At 57.6% G+C, this 19,538-nt stretch carries 11 protein-coding genes, 1 tRNA gene, 3 rRNA genes and 1 pseudogene; all 16 read right to left on the reverse strand.

Annotated elements, in window-relative coordinates; genetic code table 11:
• Positions 1-81 precede the first annotated feature (81 nt).
• The gene (locus tag GKC70_RS20120; protein WP_342649708.1) at positions 82-2,382 is read right to left on the reverse strand and encodes an MlaD family protein; all 2,301 of its coding nucleotides are present in this window, start codon (positions 2,380-2,382) and stop codon (positions 82-84) included.
• Positions 2,375-2,998: a paraquat-inducible protein A gene (locus GKC70_RS20125; protein WP_342649709.1), complete on the reverse strand. Its 624-nt coding sequence runs from the start codon at positions 2,996-2,998 to the stop codon at positions 2,375-2,377. The genes GKC70_RS20120 and GKC70_RS20125 overlap by 8 nt, the downstream gene beginning before the upstream one ends.
• Positions 2,985-3,644 (reverse strand): paraquat-inducible protein A, encoded by a 660-nt coding sequence (locus GKC70_RS20130; RefSeq protein ID WP_342649710.1) that lies wholly within the window; start codon positions 3,642-3,644, stop codon positions 2,985-2,987. The genes GKC70_RS20125 and GKC70_RS20130 overlap by 14 nt, the downstream gene beginning before the upstream one ends.
• Before the next feature lie 217 nt (positions 3,645-3,861).
• A 5S ribosomal RNA gene (gene rrf / locus GKC70_RS20135) occupies positions 3,862-3,977 on the reverse strand.
• A 137-nt stretch (positions 3,978-4,114) separates the two neighbouring features.
• Positions 4,115-7,006, reverse strand: a 23S ribosomal RNA gene (locus GKC70_RS20140).
• 365 nt (positions 7,007-7,371) lie between these two features.
• Positions 7,372-7,448: transfer RNA gene (locus GKC70_RS20145), tRNA-Ile, on the reverse strand.
• 86 nt (positions 7,449-7,534) lie between these two features.
• Positions 7,535-9,069: ribosomal RNA gene (locus GKC70_RS20150) — 16S ribosomal RNA — on the reverse strand.
• The 16S, 23S and 5S rRNA genes sit together here with 1 tRNA gene alongside, the layout of an rRNA operon.
• 571 nt (positions 9,070-9,640) lie before the next feature.
• On the reverse strand, positions 9,641-10,252 hold the full coding sequence (gene msrQ / locus GKC70_RS20155; RefSeq protein ID WP_342649711.1) for a protein-methionine-sulfoxide reductase heme-binding subunit MsrQ: 612 nt from the start codon (positions 10,250-10,252) through the stop codon (positions 9,641-9,643).
• A pseudogene (gene msrP / locus GKC70_RS20160) lies at positions 10,252-11,264 on the reverse strand (protein-methionine-sulfoxide reductase catalytic subunit MsrP). The gene msrQ and the pseudogene msrP overlap by 1 nt, the downstream one beginning before the upstream one ends.
• A gap of 77 nt (positions 11,265-11,341) precedes the next feature.
• Positions 11,342-12,193, reverse strand: coding sequence for a CDP-diacylglycerol--serine O-phosphatidyltransferase (gene pssA, locus GKC70_RS20165; protein ID WP_029612651.1), 852 nt, complete (start codon positions 12,191-12,193; stop codon positions 11,342-11,344).
• Between the two features lie 150 nt (positions 12,194-12,343).
• A complete protein-coding gene (ilvC, locus tag GKC70_RS20170; RefSeq protein WP_039575260.1) occupies positions 12,344-13,360 on the reverse strand; it encodes a ketol-acid reductoisomerase in 1,017 nt (338 codons plus the stop codon).
• 55 nt (positions 13,361-13,415) lie between these two features.
• On the reverse strand, positions 13,416-13,907 hold the full coding sequence (ilvN, locus tag GKC70_RS20175) for an acetolactate synthase small subunit (protein WP_003250040.1): 492 nt from the start codon (positions 13,905-13,907) through the stop codon (positions 13,416-13,418).
• A gap of 1 nt (position 13,908) precedes the next feature.
• A complete protein-coding gene (locus GKC70_RS20180; RefSeq protein WP_342649712.1) occupies positions 13,909-15,633 on the reverse strand; it encodes an acetolactate synthase 3 large subunit in 1,725 nt (574 codons plus the stop codon).
• Positions 15,634-16,041: 408 nt separating this feature from the next.
• Complete coding sequence (locus GKC70_RS20185) at positions 16,042-16,374, reverse strand: YqcC family protein (protein ID WP_342649713.1); 333 nt, start codon at positions 16,372-16,374, stop codon at positions 16,042-16,044.
• Positions 16,371-17,117, reverse strand: coding sequence for a tetratricopeptide repeat protein (locus GKC70_RS20190; RefSeq protein ID WP_342649714.1), 747 nt, complete (start codon positions 17,115-17,117; stop codon positions 16,371-16,373). Before GKC70_RS20190 ends, GKC70_RS20185 begins: the two co-directional genes overlap by 4 nt.
• 25 nt (positions 17,118-17,142) lie before the next feature.
• Positions 17,143-19,464 (reverse strand): penicillin-binding protein 1B, encoded by a 2,322-nt coding sequence (mrcB, locus tag GKC70_RS20195; RefSeq protein ID WP_342649715.1) that lies wholly within the window; start codon positions 19,462-19,464, stop codon positions 17,143-17,145.
• Positions 19,465-19,538 lie beyond the last annotated feature (74 nt).

Raw genomic sequence — 19,538 nt, forward strand, 5'->3', positions numbered from 1 at the left:
TTGTTGCCTGAAATTTGAGCATGCTTTGTAGTCAACGTGCGTTCACAAGAACGGGCTGCGCTTGGCAGCCCGGCAGTTGTTCTATTTGCCCAGCGGAATCTTGGGCGCCCACACTAACCAGGCGTCGTCTGGCTTGTCGAACAGCGGGAAAGTCTGCTGCGCACGTGCAGGATTGCCCATCTGCTCCCCGTCTGGCGTCGCGAAGGCGATACCACCGTCAATGAGAGTTTCCAACGATTCGGTACGCACTGTGGCGCCCTTGAACAGGCCCCAGTCGAAACCAAAGCCGCTGCTGTTCCAGAAACGACTACCGCCGCGCACCAAGGCCGCATAACGAGGCTCGATGAGTATGTGGATCAACACACGATCGGCACTCTGGCCCAGCTCATAGCCGGTGACCTTGCCTACTTGCACCTCTCGATAAGTGACCGGTACGCCAGGCTTGATGGAGCCGCGCCTCGATGCGCTGAGTGTCAGCGGCAGGCCAAGTTCAGGACCTTTCACTTCAGGGGCCTCGCTCAAGGCGATGAAATCGCGCTGCGGCCCTCGATTGTTCGAGGCAGGCTGCACCTCCAGGTACTGCCCACTGACCAAGGTATCCAGGTTCTCGGTGCGAACCAGCCCGAGCGCCGGCTTCACCACCCAGAATTGAGTCCCTACACGAGCGATACGGTCTGCCGACTCGGTAATCCGCGCACGCAGCAGCACAGCCTGCAGGTCGGCAGTGAGGTCGACGCTTTCGAGGCTGCCGACTTCAAGACCACGGAAGCGGATCGGCGTACCGGGCTTCAGACCATCGGCGCGATCCACGCGAATGGTAATCAGGCTGCCAGCTCGATTGGCGGCCTCCTCGTTCTCCAGCAGGCGGAAGCGCGGGATATGCCGTTTCAAAGGCACGTTTGGCTGCGGCGTATCGAATGCGATCCCGCCAGCCATCAGCGTTTGCAGCGACTCACTCTTGATCTTGATACCCGATAGACCGCCGGTGAGCGTGATGCCGCTGGCATTCCAGAAACGTGTAGAACCATTGACCAGATTGGCGTACTCCTTCTCGATATGAACGCCAATCAGAATACGCTTGCTGTTGCGAGCGAACTGATAGCTCTGCACGCTGCCGACCCGGACCTGGCGGTAGGTCACCGGACTGCCCACCTCCAGCGAACCTAGCGTATCGGCGAACAGCACCAAGTGCAGGCCGGGTGCCCTGAGATCGAGTGGCGGCGCCTTGGGGCGGGCTTCAAACTCGCGCTGCGGACGCGCCCCTTTCTCGCCCGGCCGAATGGCGATGTAGTTACCTTTGACCAGCGCCTCGATACCGGTGATACCGGCCAGGGAAATGGACGGTTTGACTACCCAGAACTGCGTACCCTCGACCAGGTAGTCCTCGGCCAGCGGATCGAGCGTCAGTTCTGCCATTGCACCGGTGAGGTCGTCGTCGATCTTCAGGGTCTTCATCGAGCCGACCTGAATCCCCTTGTACATCACAGGCGTACGGCCAGCCTGCAAACCGTCATAGTCGGTCAGGTGCACCTTGACCCGGATACCGGCTTGAGCAGCATCGAAATCTTCGTACAGCCGGAACGGGAGATTCGGGTCGGTGGGCGGGCTGTCCTTGCGATGCTCAGGCGTGGCGAAGGCGATACCGCCCGCGATGATGCTCGACAGCGACTCACTGCGCACCTTCACGCCGGACAGGTTGGCGTCGATGCTGATACCGCTGGCATTCCAGAAGCGCGTATGTTTGCGCACCAGGTTCGCGTATTCAGGTTCGATGAACAGCTTGATCTCGACCGTATCGTGATCATCGGACAGTTTGTAGCTCTTCACCTTGCCGACTTGGATCTGTTTATAGAACACCGGACTGTCACGGTTCAGCGACCCCAGACGGTCAGCCTTGAGGGTCAGGTGCAAGCCTGGCTCCTTATCGGACAGCGGCGGCGCCTCGGCCAAGGCCTTGAACCGCTTGGTAGGCTCACCCTGTCCCGGATCGACTGCAATGTAGTTGCCGGAGACCAGCGTTTCGAGTCCCGATATGCCAGCAAGGCTCACGCTCGGTTTGACCAGCCAAAAGCGTGTGCCTGTGGTCAGGTGTACTTCGGCTGCCTTATTCATCTCGATGGTCGCGATCACGCCTTTATTGCTGCCTTCGGCATCCAGCACCAATGACTTGACCTTACCGACCGACATCCCTTTGAAGATGACCTCAGTCTTGTTGGCGACGATCCCCTCACCCGTTTCGAAGCGCACCTGGATCTCCACACCCGCATCACGATAAGCCTGCCAGGCAAGCCAACCGCCGATAAGTAGCGCAATCAAGGGAAGGATCCAGATGGCCGACCAATTGGAAGCTGGGCGGGTTTTTGCCGTTGGCAGATCACTCATGGTCGTCATCCGACTCCGTGTTGTCCCAGATCAGTCGGGGATCGAAAGTTAAGGCAGCAAGCATCGTCAAAATCACCACGGCAGCGAAAGCAACGGCGCCGAGATTGGGTTCGACACTGGCAATACGGCCGAATTTCACCACGGCCACCAAGATGGCGATGACGAAGATATCCAGCATCGACCAGCGACCGATGAACTCAATGAACCGGTACATCAAAATCCGCTGCCGTGCGGAAAGAGGCTGGTGGCGCTGAACCGAGTACAGCAACAGCCCTATACCGATCAGCTTGAAGGTAGGCACCAGAATACTGGCGGTGAAGACCACGGCGGCAATCGGCAACATGCCATGCTTCATCAATGTAATGACCCCGGACATGATGGTGTCCGGACTGCCCTGCCCCAGTGTGCTGACGGTCATGATCGGCAGCAGATTGGCCGGAATGTAGAGAATCATCGCCGTGATGAGCAAAGCCCAGGTGTAGACGATGCTATTAGGGCGCCGGGCATGCACCACAGCGCCACAACGGCTACAGGTCTGCGAGTCGTGGCCATGACGCTGACGGTTTAACGCATGACATTCGTTGCACACCAGAATACCGGCATCAATGGCCCGCATGGGTGTCCTCCCCCGACAGCGCGACCCAGATCTGATGCGGGGACATCACCACCTCGAGCCAGACTTGGACCAGCAACAGGCTGATAAAGCAAAACAGCCCCAGTCCCAGCGTCAATTGCGCAAGATCGACCAGTTTGACGATCGCCACCAGTACGCCCATGAAATAGACCTCAAGCATGCCCCACTCACGCAGGTGGTGATAAATGCGATAGACCAGCAAGCCATGACTGCGACCGACATTCAGGCGAATACTCAACAGTACCAGCAACTGACATAGCAGCTTGAGCAGCGGAATAGCCATGCTGCAGAGGAACACCACCACGGCGACTCCTCGCATATCGGAATGATACAGGCCTAGCACGCCGCTCCAGACGGTGTCGTCGGAGGTCTGGCCGAACAAGTGAAGCTGCATGATAGGTAGGAAGTTGGCCGGAACGTAGAGCAACAGGGCGGTCAGGACCAATGCCAGACTTCGATTGACCACATTATGTCGATGCGCGTAGAGCTCATAGCCGCAACGCGGGCATAGGGCTTTCTCATCGTTTTTCAAAACGGGTCTGCGTAGCAGCAGGTCGCACTCATGACAAGCCACGAGGTCATCCAGCGGCAGATCGGCCAGCGCTTCAGGGTCGGCGACGTTAGGCATAGGGGGGTCTGGTAGGAAAGTCGGCTCTATTCTAGTGTTCCGACCGAAAATGTGGGAGATGGTGCGTTACAGGCACAGTTACCATTGATTGCAGAGGACAGGCACGTCTGAGCTCGTCGTGAGAACCGTCCTCGATCCTATCCTGTCGGAAATTATCACCCACCAGAAAAGACAAAACCCCTACCTGCTCACGCAGATAGGGGTTTTGCGAAATGAATCTTGACGATGACCTACTCTCACATGGGGAAACCCCACACTACCATCGGCGATGCATCGTTTCACTGCTGAGTTCGGGATGGGATCAGGTGGTTCCAATGCTCTATGGTCGTCAAGAAATTCGGTTGCCAGTGCGCCCCTGCGGACACCCCAGCCTATTCGGATATGTGATTCTGTGATTCGTCGCGAACTTTCGGTTCTTTCGTCTTCACCACCACAATTCGGCGCTCACGCTCAAATTGCTTGGGTGTTATATGGTCAAGCCTCACGGGCAATTAGTATGGGTTAGCTCAACGCCTCACAGCGCTTACACACCCCACCTATCAACGTCGTAGTCTTCGACGGCCCTTCAGGGGATTCTAGATCCCAGTGAGATCTCATCTTGAGGCAAGTTTCCCGCTTAGATGCTTTCAGCGGTTATCTCTTCCGAACATAGCTACCCGGCAATGCCACTGGCGTGACAACCGGAACACCAGAGGTTCGTCCACTCCGGTCCTCTCGTACTAGGAGCAGCCCCTCTCAAATCTCAAACGTCCACGGCAGATAGGGACCGAACTGTCTCACGACGTTCTAAACCCAGCTCGCGTACCACTTTAAATGGCGAACAGCCATACCCTTGGGACCGGCTTCAGCCCCAGGATGTGATGAGCCGACATCGAGGTGCCAAACACCGCCGTCGATATGAACTCTTGGGCGGTATCAGCCTGTTATCCCCGGAGTACCTTTTATCCGTTGAGCGATGGCCCTTCCATACAGAACCACCGGATCACTAAGACCTACTTTCGTACCTGCTCGACGTGTCTGTCTCGCAGTCAAGCGCGCTTTTGCCTTTATACTCTACGACCGATTTCCGACCGGTCTGAGCGCACCTTCGTACTCCTCCGTTACTCTTTGGGAGGAGACCGCCCCAGTCAAACTACCCACCATACACTGTCCTCGATCCGGATCACGGACCTGAGTTAGAACCTCAAGGTTGCCAGGGTGGTATTTCAAGGATGGCTCCATGAGAACTGGCGTCCCCACTTCAAAGCCTCCCACCTATCCTACACAAGCAAGCTCAAAGTCCAGTGCAAAGCTATAGTAAAGGTTCACGGGGTCTTTCCGTCTAGCCGCGGATACACTGCATCTTCACAGCGATTTCAATTTCACTGAGTCTCGGGTGGAGACAGCGCCGCCATCGTTACGCCATTCGTGCAGGTCGGAACTTACCCGACAAGGAATTTCGCTACCTTAGGACCGTTATAGTTACGGCCGCCGTTTACCGGGGCTTCGATCAAGAGCTTCGCTTGCGCTAACCCCATCAATTAACCTTCCGGCACCGGGCAGGCGTCACACCCTATACGTCCACTTTCGTGTTTGCAGAGTGCTGTGTTTTTAATAAACAGTCGCAGCGGCCTGGTATCTTCGACCGGCATGGGCTTACGGAGCAAGTCCTTCACCCTCGCCGGCGCACCTTCTCCCGAAGTTACGGTGCCATTTTGCCTAGTTCCTTCACCCGAGTTCTCTCAAGCGCCTTGGTATTCTCTACCTAACCACCTGTGTCGGTTTGGGGTACGGTTCCCAGTTATCTGAAGCTTAGGAGCTTTTCTTGGAAGCATGGCATCAACCACTTCGTCGCCTAAAGGCAACTCGTCATCAGCTCTCGGCCTTGAAATCCCGGATTTGCCTAAGATTTCAGCCTACCACCTTAAACCTGGACAACCAACGCCAGGCTGGCCTAGCCTTCTCCGTCCCTCCATCGCAATAACTGCAAGTACAGGAATATTAACCTGTTTTCCATCGACTACGCTTTTCAGCCTCGCCTTAGGGACCGACTAACCCTGCGTCGATTAACGTTGCGCAGGAAACCTTGGTCTTTCGGCGTGCGAGTTTTTCACTCGCATTGTCGTTACTCATGTCAGCATTCGCACTTCTGATACCTCCAGCAAGCTTCTCAACTCACCTTCACAGGCTTACAGAACGCTCCTCTACCGCATCACCAAAGGTGATACCCGTAGCTTCGGTGCATGGTTTGAGCCCCGTTACATCTTCCGCGCAGGCCGACTCGACTAGTGAGCTATTACGCTTTCTTTAAAGGATGGCTGCTTCTAAGCCAACCTCCTAGCTGTCTAAGCCTTCCCACATCGTTTCCCACTTAACCATGACTTTGGGACCTTAGCTGACGGTCTGGGTTGTTTCCCTTTTCACGACGGACGTTAGCACCCGCCGTGTGTCTCCCATGCTCGGCACTTGCTGGTATTCGGAGTTTGCATCGGTTTGGTAAGTCGGGATGACCCCCTAGCCGAAACAGTGCTCTACCCCCAGCAGTGATACATGAGGCGCTACCTAAATAGCTTTCGAGGAGAACCAGCTATCTCCGAGCTTGATTAGCCTTTCACTCCGATCCACAGGTCATCCGCTAACTTTTCAACGGTAGTCGGTTCGGTCCTCCAGTCAGTGTTACCTAACCTTCAACCTGCCCATGGATAGATCGCCCGGTTTCGGGTCTATACCCAGCGACTAAGCGCCCTATTAAGACTCGCTTTCGCTACGCCTCCCCTATTCGGTTAAGCTCGCCACTGAATATAAGTCGCTGACCCATTATACAAAAGGTACGCAGTCACCTAACAAAGTAGGCTCCCACTGCTTGTACGCATACGGTTTCAGGTTCTATTTCACTCCCCTCTCCGGGGTTCTTTTCGCCTTTCCCTCACGGTACTGGTTCACTATCGGTCAGTCAGTAGTATTTAGCCTTGGAGGATGGTCCCCCCATGTTCAGACAAAGTTTCTCGTGCTCCGTCCTACTCGATTTCATTGAAAAGAGACTTTCGTGTACGGGGCTATCACCCACTATGGCCGCACTTTCCAGAGCGTTCCACTAATCTCAAATCAACTTAAGGGCTGGTCCCCGTTCGCTCGCCACTACTAAGGGAATCTCGGTTGATTTCTATTCCTCAGGGTACTTAGATGTTTCAGTTCCCCTGGTTCGCCTCTTGCACCTATGGATTCAGTACAAGATACCTAGGTTATCCTAGGTGGGTTCCCCCATTCAGAGATCTCTGGATCACAGTCTGTTTGCCGACTCCCCAAAGCTTATCGCAGGCTACCACGTCTTTCATCGCCTCTGACTGCCAAGGCATCCACCGTATGCGCTTCTTCACTTGACCATATAACCCAAGCAATCTGGTTATACTGTGAAGACGACATTCGCCGAAAATTCGCACGTCGCTCTTTCGAGCAGAACTCACAAATTTTACCTCAGCCTGATGTCCAGCAGTGAAACTGGTCATCAGTCTGTATCTATCACATATCCGAATTTTTAAAGAACGATCTGGCAAAAGCCAGAAATCAACATTCCAACGCGGCGTCAACACGACGCGCGAATGCTCATTTCTGAGTTCTAACAGTGCTGTACAAAGGTGGTGGAGCCAAGCGGGATCGAACCGCTGACCTCCTGCGTGCAAGGCAGGCGCTCTCCCAGCTGAGCTATGGCCCGTGTATCTGCTACATCTCGTAGGCCGCACCAAGTAATTGGTAGGTCTGGGCAGATTTGAACTGCCGACCTCACCCTTATCAGGGGTGCGCTCTAACCAACTGAGCTACAGACCTATAACAGGGTCGCGTTACAGCATCGTCTTTTCACAATGAATCAAGCAATTCGTGTGGGAGCTCATCAGCAGGCTGATGTCTTCGATTAAGGAGGTGATCCAGCCGCAGGTTCCCCTACGGCTACCTTGTTACGACTTCACCCCAGTCATGAATCACACCGTGGTAACCGTCCCCCGAAGGTTAGACTAGCTACTTCTGGTGCAACCCACTCCCATGGTGTGACGGGCGGTGTGTACAAGGCCCGGGAACGTATTCACCGCGACATTCTGATTCGCGATTACTAGCGATTCCGACTTCACGCAGTCGAGTTGCAGACTGCGATCCGGACTACGATCGGTTTTGTGAGATTAGCTCCACCTCGCGGCTTGGCAACCCTCTGTACCGACCATTGTAGCACGTGTGTAGCCCAGGCCGTAAGGGCCATGATGACTTGACGTCATCCCCACCTTCCTCCGGTTTGTCACCGGCAGTCTCCTTAGAGTGCCCACCATAACGTGCTGGTAACTAAGGACAAGGGTTGCGCTCGTTACGGGACTTAACCCAACATCTCACGACACGAGCTGACGACAGCCATGCAGCACCTGTGTCAGAGTTCCCGAAGGCACCAATCCATCTCTAGAAAGTTCTCTGCATGTCAAGGCCTGGTAAGGTTCTTCGCGTTGCTTCGAATTAAACCACATGCTCCACCGCTTGTGCGGGCCCCCGTCAATTCATTTGAGTTTTAACCTTGCGGCCGTACTCCCCAGGCGGTCAACTTAATGCGTTAGCTGCGCCACTAAAATCTCAAGGATTCCAACGGCTAGTTGACATCGTTTACGGCGTGGACTACCAGGGTATCTAATCCTGTTTGCTCCCCACGCTTTCGCACCTCAGTGTCAGTATCAGTCCAGGTGGTCGCCTTCGCCACTGGTGTTCCTTCCTATATCTACGCATTTCACCGCTACACAGGAAATTCCACCACCCTCTACCGTACTCTAGCTTGCCAGTTTTGGATGCAGTTCCCAGGTTGAGCCCGGGGCTTTCACATCCAACTTAACAAACCACCTACGCGCGCTTTACGCCCAGTAATTCCGATTAACGCTTGCACCCTCTGTATTACCGCGGCTGCTGGCACAGAGTTAGCCGGTGCTTATTCTGTCGGTAACGTCAAAATTGCAGAGTATTAATCTACAACCCTTCCTCCCAACTTAAAGTGCTTTACAATCCGAAGACCTTCTTCACACACGCGGCATGGCTGGATCAGGCTTTCGCCCATTGTCCAATATTCCCCACTGCTGCCTCCCGTAGGAGTCTGGACCGTGTCTCAGTTCCAGTGTGACTGATCATCCTCTCAGACCAGTTACGGATCGTCGCCTTGGTGAGCCATTACCTCACCAACTAGCTAATCCGACCTAGGCTCATCTGATAGCGCAAGGCCCGAAGGTCCCCTGCTTTCTCCCGTAGGACGTATGCGGTATTAGCGTTCCTTTCGAAACGTTGTCCCCACTACCAGGCAGATTCCTAGGCATTACTCACCCGTCCGCCGCTGAATCGAGAAGCAAGCTCCTCTCATCCGCTCGACTTGCATGTGTTAGGCCTGCCGCCAGCGTTCAATCTGAGCCATGATCAAACTCTTCAGTTCAATACTGCTTGGGTTTTTAAGAAACCCTAAACTTGACTCAGCAATCTCAAATGACTATGTGATTTCTCGCATGGCCACTTGTGATGCTGATAATCTAGGCGACGATCAGTCCATACTCACAAGCACCCACACGAATTGCTTGATTCGATTTGTTAAAGAGCGTTTGGCTAAGAGCGCTTCGTCTCAACCGAGGCCGCGCATTCTACAGCAGCCTTACTTCGTGTCAAGCGTTTATTTTGAAGTTCTTTCCGAGAAACTCGTTTAGCTTCAAACACTTGACTCGCTGCGATCTCTCGTAGCGGGAGGCGAATCATACAGCACCATTCGATGCTGTCAACTGCCTTTTTCACCGCTTTCAACCCGAGGATCGAAGCCCTTCGCACCGCAACGAACTCGCTTAACTCGTTGATTCTCAAGGAGTTTCGCGTTCCGTTTGCTGCGGAAGTGGGGCGCATTATAAGGGGATCTGAACGGCGGTCAAGGCTTAATTTCAAATAAATTCAAATAGTTGAAACAAGTTGGTCGCTAAGGCGATTGAGCCCCCTACCCCGCGTCGTCGCCTCATGCGTACTTACCGTGCATTTATCCGCCTGCGACCTACCCGCCCCAAACCCCGAGCCACCACCGGAACTCGCAGCACCAACAAAAGCACCCCAAGGGCCGCATAGAACGCCCATTCTTCCAGGTCCGAGCGAACAATCCACAGGTAATGCAGCAACCCAAGGGCCAACACGCCATACACCAGACGGTGCAACTTCTTCCACCGCGCCCCCAGTCGCCGCTGACTGTAGCGATTCGAGGTGACAGCCAACACCAGCAACCCAAGCAAGCCCAACGCCCCCACAATGATATAAGGCCGCTTACGCAACTCGATCGCCAACTGCCCCCAATCCAGCCCCAGAATAAAGAACAGGTAGGCCAGGACGTGAAGCACGATGTAAGCAAACGCCCACAGCCCCAACTGGCGTCGAACCACGATCCAGCCAGGCCATCCCGTCAGCTTCTGAAAAGGCGTCATGCACAAGCTGATCAGCAGGAAAATCAGCGCGCCAAGCCCCAGACGGTCCATCATGACCTTCCCCGGATCAGGCCCCAACAGACTCACGGCCGCTTCATACAGCCACCAAAGCGGGAACGAGCAACCGATGAGAAAAATCGCCAGGCGAAACCAGGGATAGCGCATCAATAGTTTTTCCTCAGATCGAGGCCGCTATAGAGCGATGCGACTTCTTCTTCATAACCATTGAACATCTGGGTGGCACGCACGTTAGGGCTGAACAGGCCACTGGGCAGACGCCGCTCACGCGCCTGGCTCCAACGCGGATGATCGACCTGCGGATTGACGTTGGCATAGAAGCCGTACTCACTGGGCGCCAAGCCCTGCCAAGTCGTGTGGGGCTGCTCACTCACCAGGCTCATCCGCACGATCGACTTGATGCTCTTGAAGCCATACTTCCACGGCACCACCAAGCGCAGCGGAGCCCCATTCTGGTTAGCCAGCTCGCGCCCGTACATGCCCACCGCCAATATCGCCAGCGGATTCATCGCCTCATCCAGACGCAGCCCTTCCACGTAAGGCCAGTCGATCAAGGCGAAGCCGGAACGTTGCCCTGGCATGCTCTGGGGATCCTGCAGCGTTTCGAAGCGGACGTAGCGAGCCTTGGTGGTGGGCTCAACCTGCTTGAGCACATCGGCCAATGGAAACCCCAGCCAAGGGATCACCATCGACCAGGCCTCGACGCAACGCAGCCGATAGATCCGTTCCTCCAAATGCAGTGGCTTGACGAAGTCTTCCAGCGCATAGCGTCCCGGCTTACCGACCTCACCATCGACGACCAAGCTCCAGGGCTCGGTTTTCAGACTGCCTGCATTGGTAGCAGGATCCCTTTGTCAGGCCCGAACTCATAGAAATTGTTGTAGTGGGTAGCGTCCTTGAAAGGCGTGACGGGTTCGTCCTTAACCGTCACTGCCTGCCAGCGTGCATGCTCAAGCTTGTCCTTAAGCCATGCGGGCGCGGCGCCATCATCGACATCGGCATAACGCGAGACCTGTGCAGCCTGGCCGAGCCGCGGCAACGCCGACAACGCCAAACCGGCCATCGAGCCCCCTAACAGGGAGCGGCGTGAGACGTAGAGGCTTTCAGGGGTGACCTCCGATTCGTGGCAATCGGACGATCTAGGCAGCTTGATGAGCATGACGGCTCCAAAGCACTGGTGAGGGATGTACCAGTAAGACTCTGGAGCCGGGAGGTTATTCCAGCATTAACTATTTTTCAGTTCTTGCGCCGACGGGTGCGCAGCAAGTACTGCACGGGACCGGAGATCGCATAACCGAGGAAGATCAGCAGCAGGATGCGTGGCGGATCACTGAATACCACGGCGAACACCAACACCACGGCCAGGATGGCAACGAACGGCACACGGCCTTTCAGGTCGAGTTCCTTGAAGCTGTTGTACTTGATGTTGCTGACCATCAGCATGCCGGCGGCCGCAACCAGCAGCGCGACCAGGAAGGACAATTTCGAACCCTGGATGCCGTAATCGCTGAAAGCCCAGACAGTACCGGCCACCACGCCTGCCGCTGCCGGACTGGCCAGGCCGATGAAGTAGCGCTTGTCGGCCGTGCCAACCTGAGTATTGAAACGGGCCAGACGCAGTGCGGCGCCCGCCACATAGATGAAGGCAACCATCCAGCCGACCTTGCCCATGTCACCCAGTGCCCAGCCGAAGGCCAGCAAGGCGGGCGCCACACCAAAGGCGACCATGTCGGAAAGCGAGTCATACTCGGCGCCGAAGGCGCTCTGGGTGTTGGTCATGCGTGCCACGCGGCCATCGAGGCTGTCGAGCACCATGGCAACGAAGATGGCGATGGCCGCGAAAGCGAAATACTTGCTCGCTTCGCGCGGATCGCCCGCGCTCAAAGCGCTTTGCGCGCTGATGGAGTTGATGATCGAGTAGAAACCGGCGAACAGGTTGGCGGTGGTGAACAGGTTGGGCAACAGGTAGATACCGCGGTGCCGGACCTTGCGCCCTTCGGCATCGTGACCTTCTTCGACATGCTCATCGACAGGTAGCAGGCTTTCGGCGTCGGAGGGCTTGTTCGGCTCTTCGGGACGTTCGGTCATGAAAAGTACCTTGCAACGGGGTGGAATAGATTCGACATGGGCCGGCGAAACAGGTTCTGACAGCCGACCTCTGGTCGCTTTATACCAGATGCGGGCGGCCTAAACGAAAAAACGCGGCCGAAGCCGCGTTTTCATCTATTCGAGCAAGACTCAGTTCTTGGTCTTGTCGACGATCTTGTTGGCCGCGATCCAAGGCATCATCGAGCGCAGTTGCTCGCCGATCACTTCGATACCGTGGGCTGCGTTGTTGCGACGCTTGGCGGTCATCGACGGATAGTTGGTAGCACCTTCGCTGATGAACATCTTCGCGTACTCGCCGTCCTGGATGCGCTTGAGGGCATTGCGCATGGCCTTGCGGGATTCTTCGTTGATGACTTCAGGGCCGGTGACGTACTCACCGTACTCGGCGTTGTTGGAGATCGAGTAGTTCATGTTGGCGATGCCGCCTTCGTACATGAGGTCGACGATCAGCTTCAGCTCGTGCAAGCACTCGAAGTAGGCCATTTCCGGCGCATAACCGGCTTCGACCAACGTCTCGAAACCGGCCTTGACCAGCTCAACGGTGCCGCCGCACAGAACGGCCTGCTCGCCGAACAGGTCGGTTTCGGTCTCGTCCTTGAAGGTGGTTTCGATGATGCCGGTACGGCCGCCACCGACACCTGCGGCGTAGGACAGCGCGACGTTCTTGGCGTTGCCCGAGGCGTCCTGGTAAACAGCGATCAGGTCAGGAATACCGCCGCCTTTGACGAACTCGGAGCGAACGGTGTGACCCGGCGCTTTCGGCGCGATCATGATCACGTCGAGGTCGGCACGCGGAACGACCTGGTTGTAGTGGATGGCGAAGCCGTGGGAGAAGGCCAGGGTAGCGCCTTTCTTGATGTTCGGCTCGATCTCGGTTTTGTACAGGGTGCCCTGGAATTCGTCCGGGGTCAGGATCATGACCAGGTCGGCAGCGGCGACGGCCGAGGCCACGTCAGCCACTTTCAGGCCGTGGGCTTCTGCCTTGGCGACGGTGGCCGAACCTTTACGCAGACCGACGGTGACGTCTACACCGGAGTCCTTCAGGTTGCACGCCTGGGCGTGACCTTGGGAGCCGTAACCGATGATGGCGACTTTCTTGCCCTGGATGATGGAGAGGTCGCAGTCTTTGTCGTAGAACACTTTCATGGAAATACCCCTGGTTATATCTCGGCCCCGCAGGGCCATCGCTAATTGGATGAAGTTAGATGCTGAGGACTTTGTCGCCACGGGCAATGCCGGTGACGCCACTGCGCACGGTTTCGAGAATCGATGCGGTGCCGATCGCCTGAATGAAGCTGTCCAGCTTGTCGCTGGTTCCGCTCAGTTGCACGGTATACACGCTGGCGGTGACGTCCACGATCTGGCCACGGAAAATGTCCGTGGTGCGCTTGATCTCGGCACGCTGGGCGCCGGTGGCCTTGACCTTGACCAACATCAGTTCGCGCTCGATGTGGGCGCTCTCCGAGAGGTCGACCAGCTTGACCACTTCCACCAGCTTGTTCAGGTTCTTGGTGATCTGCTCGATCACTTCGTCATGGCCCACGGTGGTCAAGGTGAGGCGCGACAACGTCGGGTCCTCGGTCGGTGCCACGGTCAGGCTTTCGATGTTGTAGTTGCGCTGGGAGAACAGACCAACCACGCGCGACAAGGCACCGGGTTCGTTTTCCAGCAGCAGGGAAATGATGTGCCGCATATCAGGTACGCTCCGTCTTGCTCAGCCACATGTCACGCATCGAGCCATCCTTGATCTGCATGGGATAGACGTGCTCGGACCGGTCCACCGCGATGTCGATGAACACCAGGCGGTCCTTCATCGCGAAGGCCTCTTCCAGCTTCGGCTTGAGATCTTCCAGGCGGGTGATGCGAATACCCACATGGCCATAAGCCTCGGCCAGCTTGATGAAGTCAGGCAGCGACTCGACGTAGGAGTGGGAGTGACGGCCGTTGTAGGCCATATCCTGCCACTGGCGAACCATGCCCAGCACGCCGTTGTTCAGGTTGACGATCTTCACCGGCAGGCCGTACTGCATGCAGGTGGACAGTTCCTGAATGTTCATCTGGATGCTGCCTTCACCCGTCACGCAGGCCACGTCCTGATCCGGGAAGTTGAGCTTGATACCCATGGCGGCCGGGAAACCGAAGCCCATCGTGCCCAGGCCACCGGAGTTGATCCAGCGATTGGGTTTGTTGAACCGGTAGTACTGCGCTGCGAACATCTGGTGCTGGCCCACGTCGGACGTGACGAAGGCATCGCCTCGGGTCACTTCGCACAGCGTCTCGATTACCTGCTGGGGCTTGATCACGCTGCCGTCACCCTTGTCGTAAGGGAACAGACCGCGATCACCGCGCCATTCGTCGATCTGCTTCCACCAGGCCTCCAGCGCGCCCTTCTCAGGCTTCTCGCCGATTTCCTTGAGGATCGTCAGCATCTCGCTGAGCACGCTGTCGACTGGGCCGACAATCGGCACATCGGCCTTGATCATCTTGGAAATCGACGCCGGGTCGATGTCGATGTGGATGATCTTGGCATTCGGACAGAACTTGGCCGGTCCATTGACCACACGGTCGTCGAAGCGCGCGCCGACCGCAAGGATGACATCGGCATTGTGCATCGCCTGGTTGGCGGTGTAGCTGCCGTGCATGCCGAGCATGCCGAGGAACTGGCGATCAGTGCCCGGGAAGCCGCCCAATCCCATCAGGGTATTGGTCACCGGCAGGTTCAGTGACTTGGCGATTTCGGTCAGCGCCGCAGAACCGCCACCCAGAATCACGCCGCCACCGGAATAGATGATGGGGCGCTTGGCGGCCACGAGCATCTCGGCCGCCTTGCGGATCTGCCCGGAGTGACCACGTACGGCTGGGCTGTAGGAGCGCAGCTTGACCTTTTTCGGGTAGACGTATTCGAATTTCTCGGCCGGGTTGGTCATGTCCTTCGGAATGTCGACCACAACGGGGCCCGGACGGCCGGATTGAGCCAGATAGAAGGCTTTCTTCAGCGTCTCGGCGATCTCGGTCGGGTGCTTGATCATGAAGCTGTGCTTCACGATCGGCCGCGAGATCCCGATCATGTCGGTTTCCTGGAAGGCATCGGTGCCGACCATGGTGCTCGGCACCTGGCCCGACAGGATGACCATCGGTATCGAGTCCATATAGGCGGTGGCGATGCCGGTGATGGCATTGGTCGCCCCGGGACCAGAGGTCACCAGCACCACACCCGCCTTGCCGGTGGCACGGGCGTAGCCGTCGGCCATGTGGGTGGCCGCCTGTTCATGACGAACCAGGATGTGTTCGACTTCCGGTTCCTTGAACAGGGCATCGTAAACATGCAGGAGAGCACCGCCAGGGTACCCGTAGATGTGCTTAACGCCTTCGTCACGCAAGAAGCGGACGACCATCTCAGCGCCAGATAAAAGCTCCACGTTGTTCACCTCTAAAACGCCAGAATACCGCCCCATCCGGGCGGGTCTTAATAGGTTTACTGCCAAGCAGAGCATGAGCGAACGTCAGCACTGACTGAGCAAGTATTGGGAGCGCCCCAGAGTGTTGCGGGGTTTTCCCACCCAGCGCGAGGTAACGCGTTGCGGGGTGTAGCGAGTCGGCGCGGGTGTGCGCCTCATGATCTGCCTAGCGGGTCTGCTTCTGGCAGTCCCCCTACAGCGGAAACTGGATTCTTCTGATTCAGCGCGTGCAAGTCAAGAAAAATTATTGCCAGTTTTTCCAAGAGTTCAATTTCATCCACCACTAAAAAGCAGTGACGCAGCAGGAAAATAAAGATTTCCATAAAAAAGGGCCACAATCTGCGGCCCCGGAAGCAAAAACAGAGAAAATCAGGCAGATGGCGTGATCAATTCGTCGAATGCGGCCAGCAGCCGCCGAAGCTCACGACTTTCTTCAGGGCGATGAGCAAACACGGTTTCGGCCATGACCAGAATCCCCGACGCGTTGGGCAGGGGATGCCCATGCTCGAGAATCAACTTCATGCGTGGCAGGAAAATCCATTGCAGCCATTGCTCGAACGTTAGGCTGTCGACTGCGAAGGGGACGTTGCTGGCAAGTGACTCAGGGCTGGGCGGATGCTCATCCCACCAACCCTGGATCTGCAGCTCCCGCTCGATCAGCAGCAGATGATCGGCGATTTCGAGGATACGCTGCTCCATCACGACGCGGTCCGCGCCTTCTGACGGGCCGACGCCGCGCCAGCACTGTCACCTTGCTTGTCACGGGCCTGGGCGATGACGTTCCACAACTCGGCTTGCAGATCAGGACGGCCGTTGGCATAGGTCAACGCCCGGCGAGCCAGTTGCTCGGCCTGCGCGGCATCACCCTGGGACAGTCGCACCTGGGCCAGGCGGAACAGCACCTGTGGCTCACGCGGGGCGATACGTTGGGCACGTTCGAGGCTCGACGCGGCGCCATTGAAATCGCCGCCGCCCTGCTGCTGCTGGGCAGTGGTGAGCAAGGCGAGTACCGGCCCATCGAGCTGCTCGTCCGCCGACAGCCCACCGGCACTGCTGCGCGGGATGCCGGTCGGCGCATTGCTGGCCGCTGGCGCATTGTTCATGGCGGCGATATCGAACGGCTCATCACCGGCCGGGTTAGGGCTGGTGGTGATCGGGCCGGTGCTCAAGGGCGCAGCACCGGTCTGTGCCGGGTAGGTCTGGATCGGCGCCGAGCCCGCGCCTTGCGGGATCATCACGGTGACGCCCGAGTCTTCAGGCAGCGACTGAGCCTGGGACGTGCCGCCGCTCGGTGCCCGCACCGGCGCACCCCGATTGGCGGTCACGCGCTCGCTGTTCGAGACCCGGGTGCTCGAATCCACCACCGGTATGGCGCCACGCGGGACGCTGGCGCAACCGTGCAACACGGCCAGCGCGGTCAAGGCAGGAAACCACCACTTGTTCACGTCATACCCTCTTCAATACAGCCACTCAATTCATCCAGCCCTTGACCCAATCCATGACCGACTCGGCAGGATTCTGCTCGCCGCCACAGGCCGTGCCGGGCGCTGGTTCGCTGCCGCGAATATACGGCATCTGCACCGCTCCCGGACAGCTGGCATCCGAGCCCTGGCCGCTGTGCGGGTCGATCCAGGCCAGGACCACGTTGTCCGGCTGCGGCATGTCCAACGGCAGCGGATCGGCCTTGCGCATGAAGCTGGTCCACACCTGCAGCGCACCGGTAGCACCCGTAAAGGGCGTCTTGCCGTTGTCGTCGCGGCCAAGCCAGACCACCGCCAGCAGATCCTGGCTGAACCCGGAGAACCAACTGTCGCGCGAATCGTTGCTGGTGCCGGTCTTACCTGCCAAGGTCAGGTTATTCGGCAGCACGTTGTACACCGAGCGTCCGGTGCCCTCGCGCATCACCCGCTGCATGGCGTTCTGCACCAGGTAAATGGCGCCGGGGTCGAAGGTCTGCTGGATCTGGAACGGGTAGCGCTTGAGCGGCTCGCCCTCGGCGGTCAGCACACTGCGAATACCGCGCATCGGCGTATTGAAGCCGCCATTGGCAATGGTCTGGTACATGGTCGCAACCTGCATCGGCGACATGCCACCGGCCCCCAGCAGCATCGAGGGGAATGCAGGCCAGTCCACCTGCACACCGAGGCGGCCGATGGTCTTGAGTACGTTGGGCACCCCCACCTCCAGGCCGAGTTTGGCCGTGGACAGGTTGAGGGAGTTGGCCAAGCCCTGATAGAGGTAGATGGTGCCGTGCGGGCGACGGTCGTAGTTCTGCGGACGCCAGACCTGACCATCGGCGCCCTTGACCGAGAACGGTTCGTCCTGCACCCAACTGGTCAGGGTGTACTTGTTCGGTTGTTCGAGCGCGGTCAGGTAAACCGCGGGCTTGACCAGGGAACCGATCGGGCGCACGGCATCGATGGCCCGATTGAAGCCAGCGAAGCCCGATTGCCGACTGCCGATCAGCGCCTGCACTTCGCCGGTTTCCGGGTTGGTCACCACCATCGCCGACTCGACCTCATCAGCGCCTTTGCGGCCGGCCAAACGCTTGAAGGTGTCGGTCATGGCCGTTTCAGCCTTCATTTGCAGGATCGGATCGAAACTGGTGAAAATCCGCAGGCCTTCCTCGGTCAAGTCTTCGTCGCGATAGTCCTGGCGCAGTTGACGCTTGACCAGGTCGAGGAACGCCGGGAAGGAGCTGTCTGCAAGGCTGCCGCGCTTGGTGACACCCAACGGCATCTTCTTCGCGGCATCGACGACCTCCTGACTGGCCACACCTTGCTGGGCCAGCAGGTCGAGCACCAGGTTGCGACGCTGCAATGCGCGCTCCGGATATCGCCGAGGATTGTAATAGGACGGCCCCTTGACCATGCCCACCAGCAGCGCGATCTGGTGCAGCTTCAGTTCGGACAGCGGCTGGCTGAAGAAGAACTGGCTGGCAAGACCGAATCCGTGTACCGCACGCTGACCATCCTGACCGACGAACACTTCGTTCAAATAGGCTTCGAGGATCTCGCGCTTGTCGTAGTGCAGTTCCAGCAGCAAGGCCATCATCGCTTCGGTCAGCTTGCGGCTAAGGCTGCGCTCGTTGGTCAGGAAGAAGTTCTTCACCAACTGCTGAGTCAAGGTGCTGCCGCCTTGGCGCATGGCGCCGGACGAAGTATTGACCCACATGGCCCGTGCAATCGACTTGGGCGACACACCATGGTGACTGTAGAAATCGCGGTCTTCGGTCGCGATCAGGGTTTCCAGCAAGTACGGCGGCACCTGATCGATATTGATCAGAATGCGGTCTTCGAGATTTTTCGGGTAGATGCCGCCAATCATCAGCGGCTCCAGCCGCACCACATCGAGCTTGGCGCCGTTGGCGCCCGCCAGCCCGGCCACATAATCGCCGGAGAAGCGCACGCGCACGAACTGCGCAGGCTCCATGCCTTCGTAGAACTGGAAGCCACGGGTGTTGAGGTCCACCGTGCCACCGTTGATCGACGCTTCACCAGGACCATTGACGGCGGTTTCACGGCGATAGCCCAGGGCATCGAGTTCGGTGAGGAAGTCGTCCTTGCTCAGCTTCTGGCCTGTGAAGAGCTCCAGCGGCCGAGCATAGACCTTGGCCGGGATGGTCCAGCGCTTGCCGGAGAACTTCTCCTGGACGACAGCGTCGAGATACACCGCAAAGCCGGCGATCACCACCAGGCCGACCAGGCTGAGCTTCAGCGCCCAGCCCAGCCAGACGCGGGAGCGGCTGGGCGGACGTTTTTTCGGAGTTCGGGGATTTCGAGTTCGAGTCATGGCGGCGGATTATACGCACTTTGCGAAGGCTGGGGTCGGCCTGCGGCGGTAGGCAGGGGCGGCTGCATTGACCA

This window comes from Pseudomonas sp. REB1044, assembly GCF_038813925.1.
GTDB lineage: Bacteria > Pseudomonadota > Gammaproteobacteria > Pseudomonadales > Pseudomonadaceae > Aquipseudomonas > Aquipseudomonas boreofloridensis.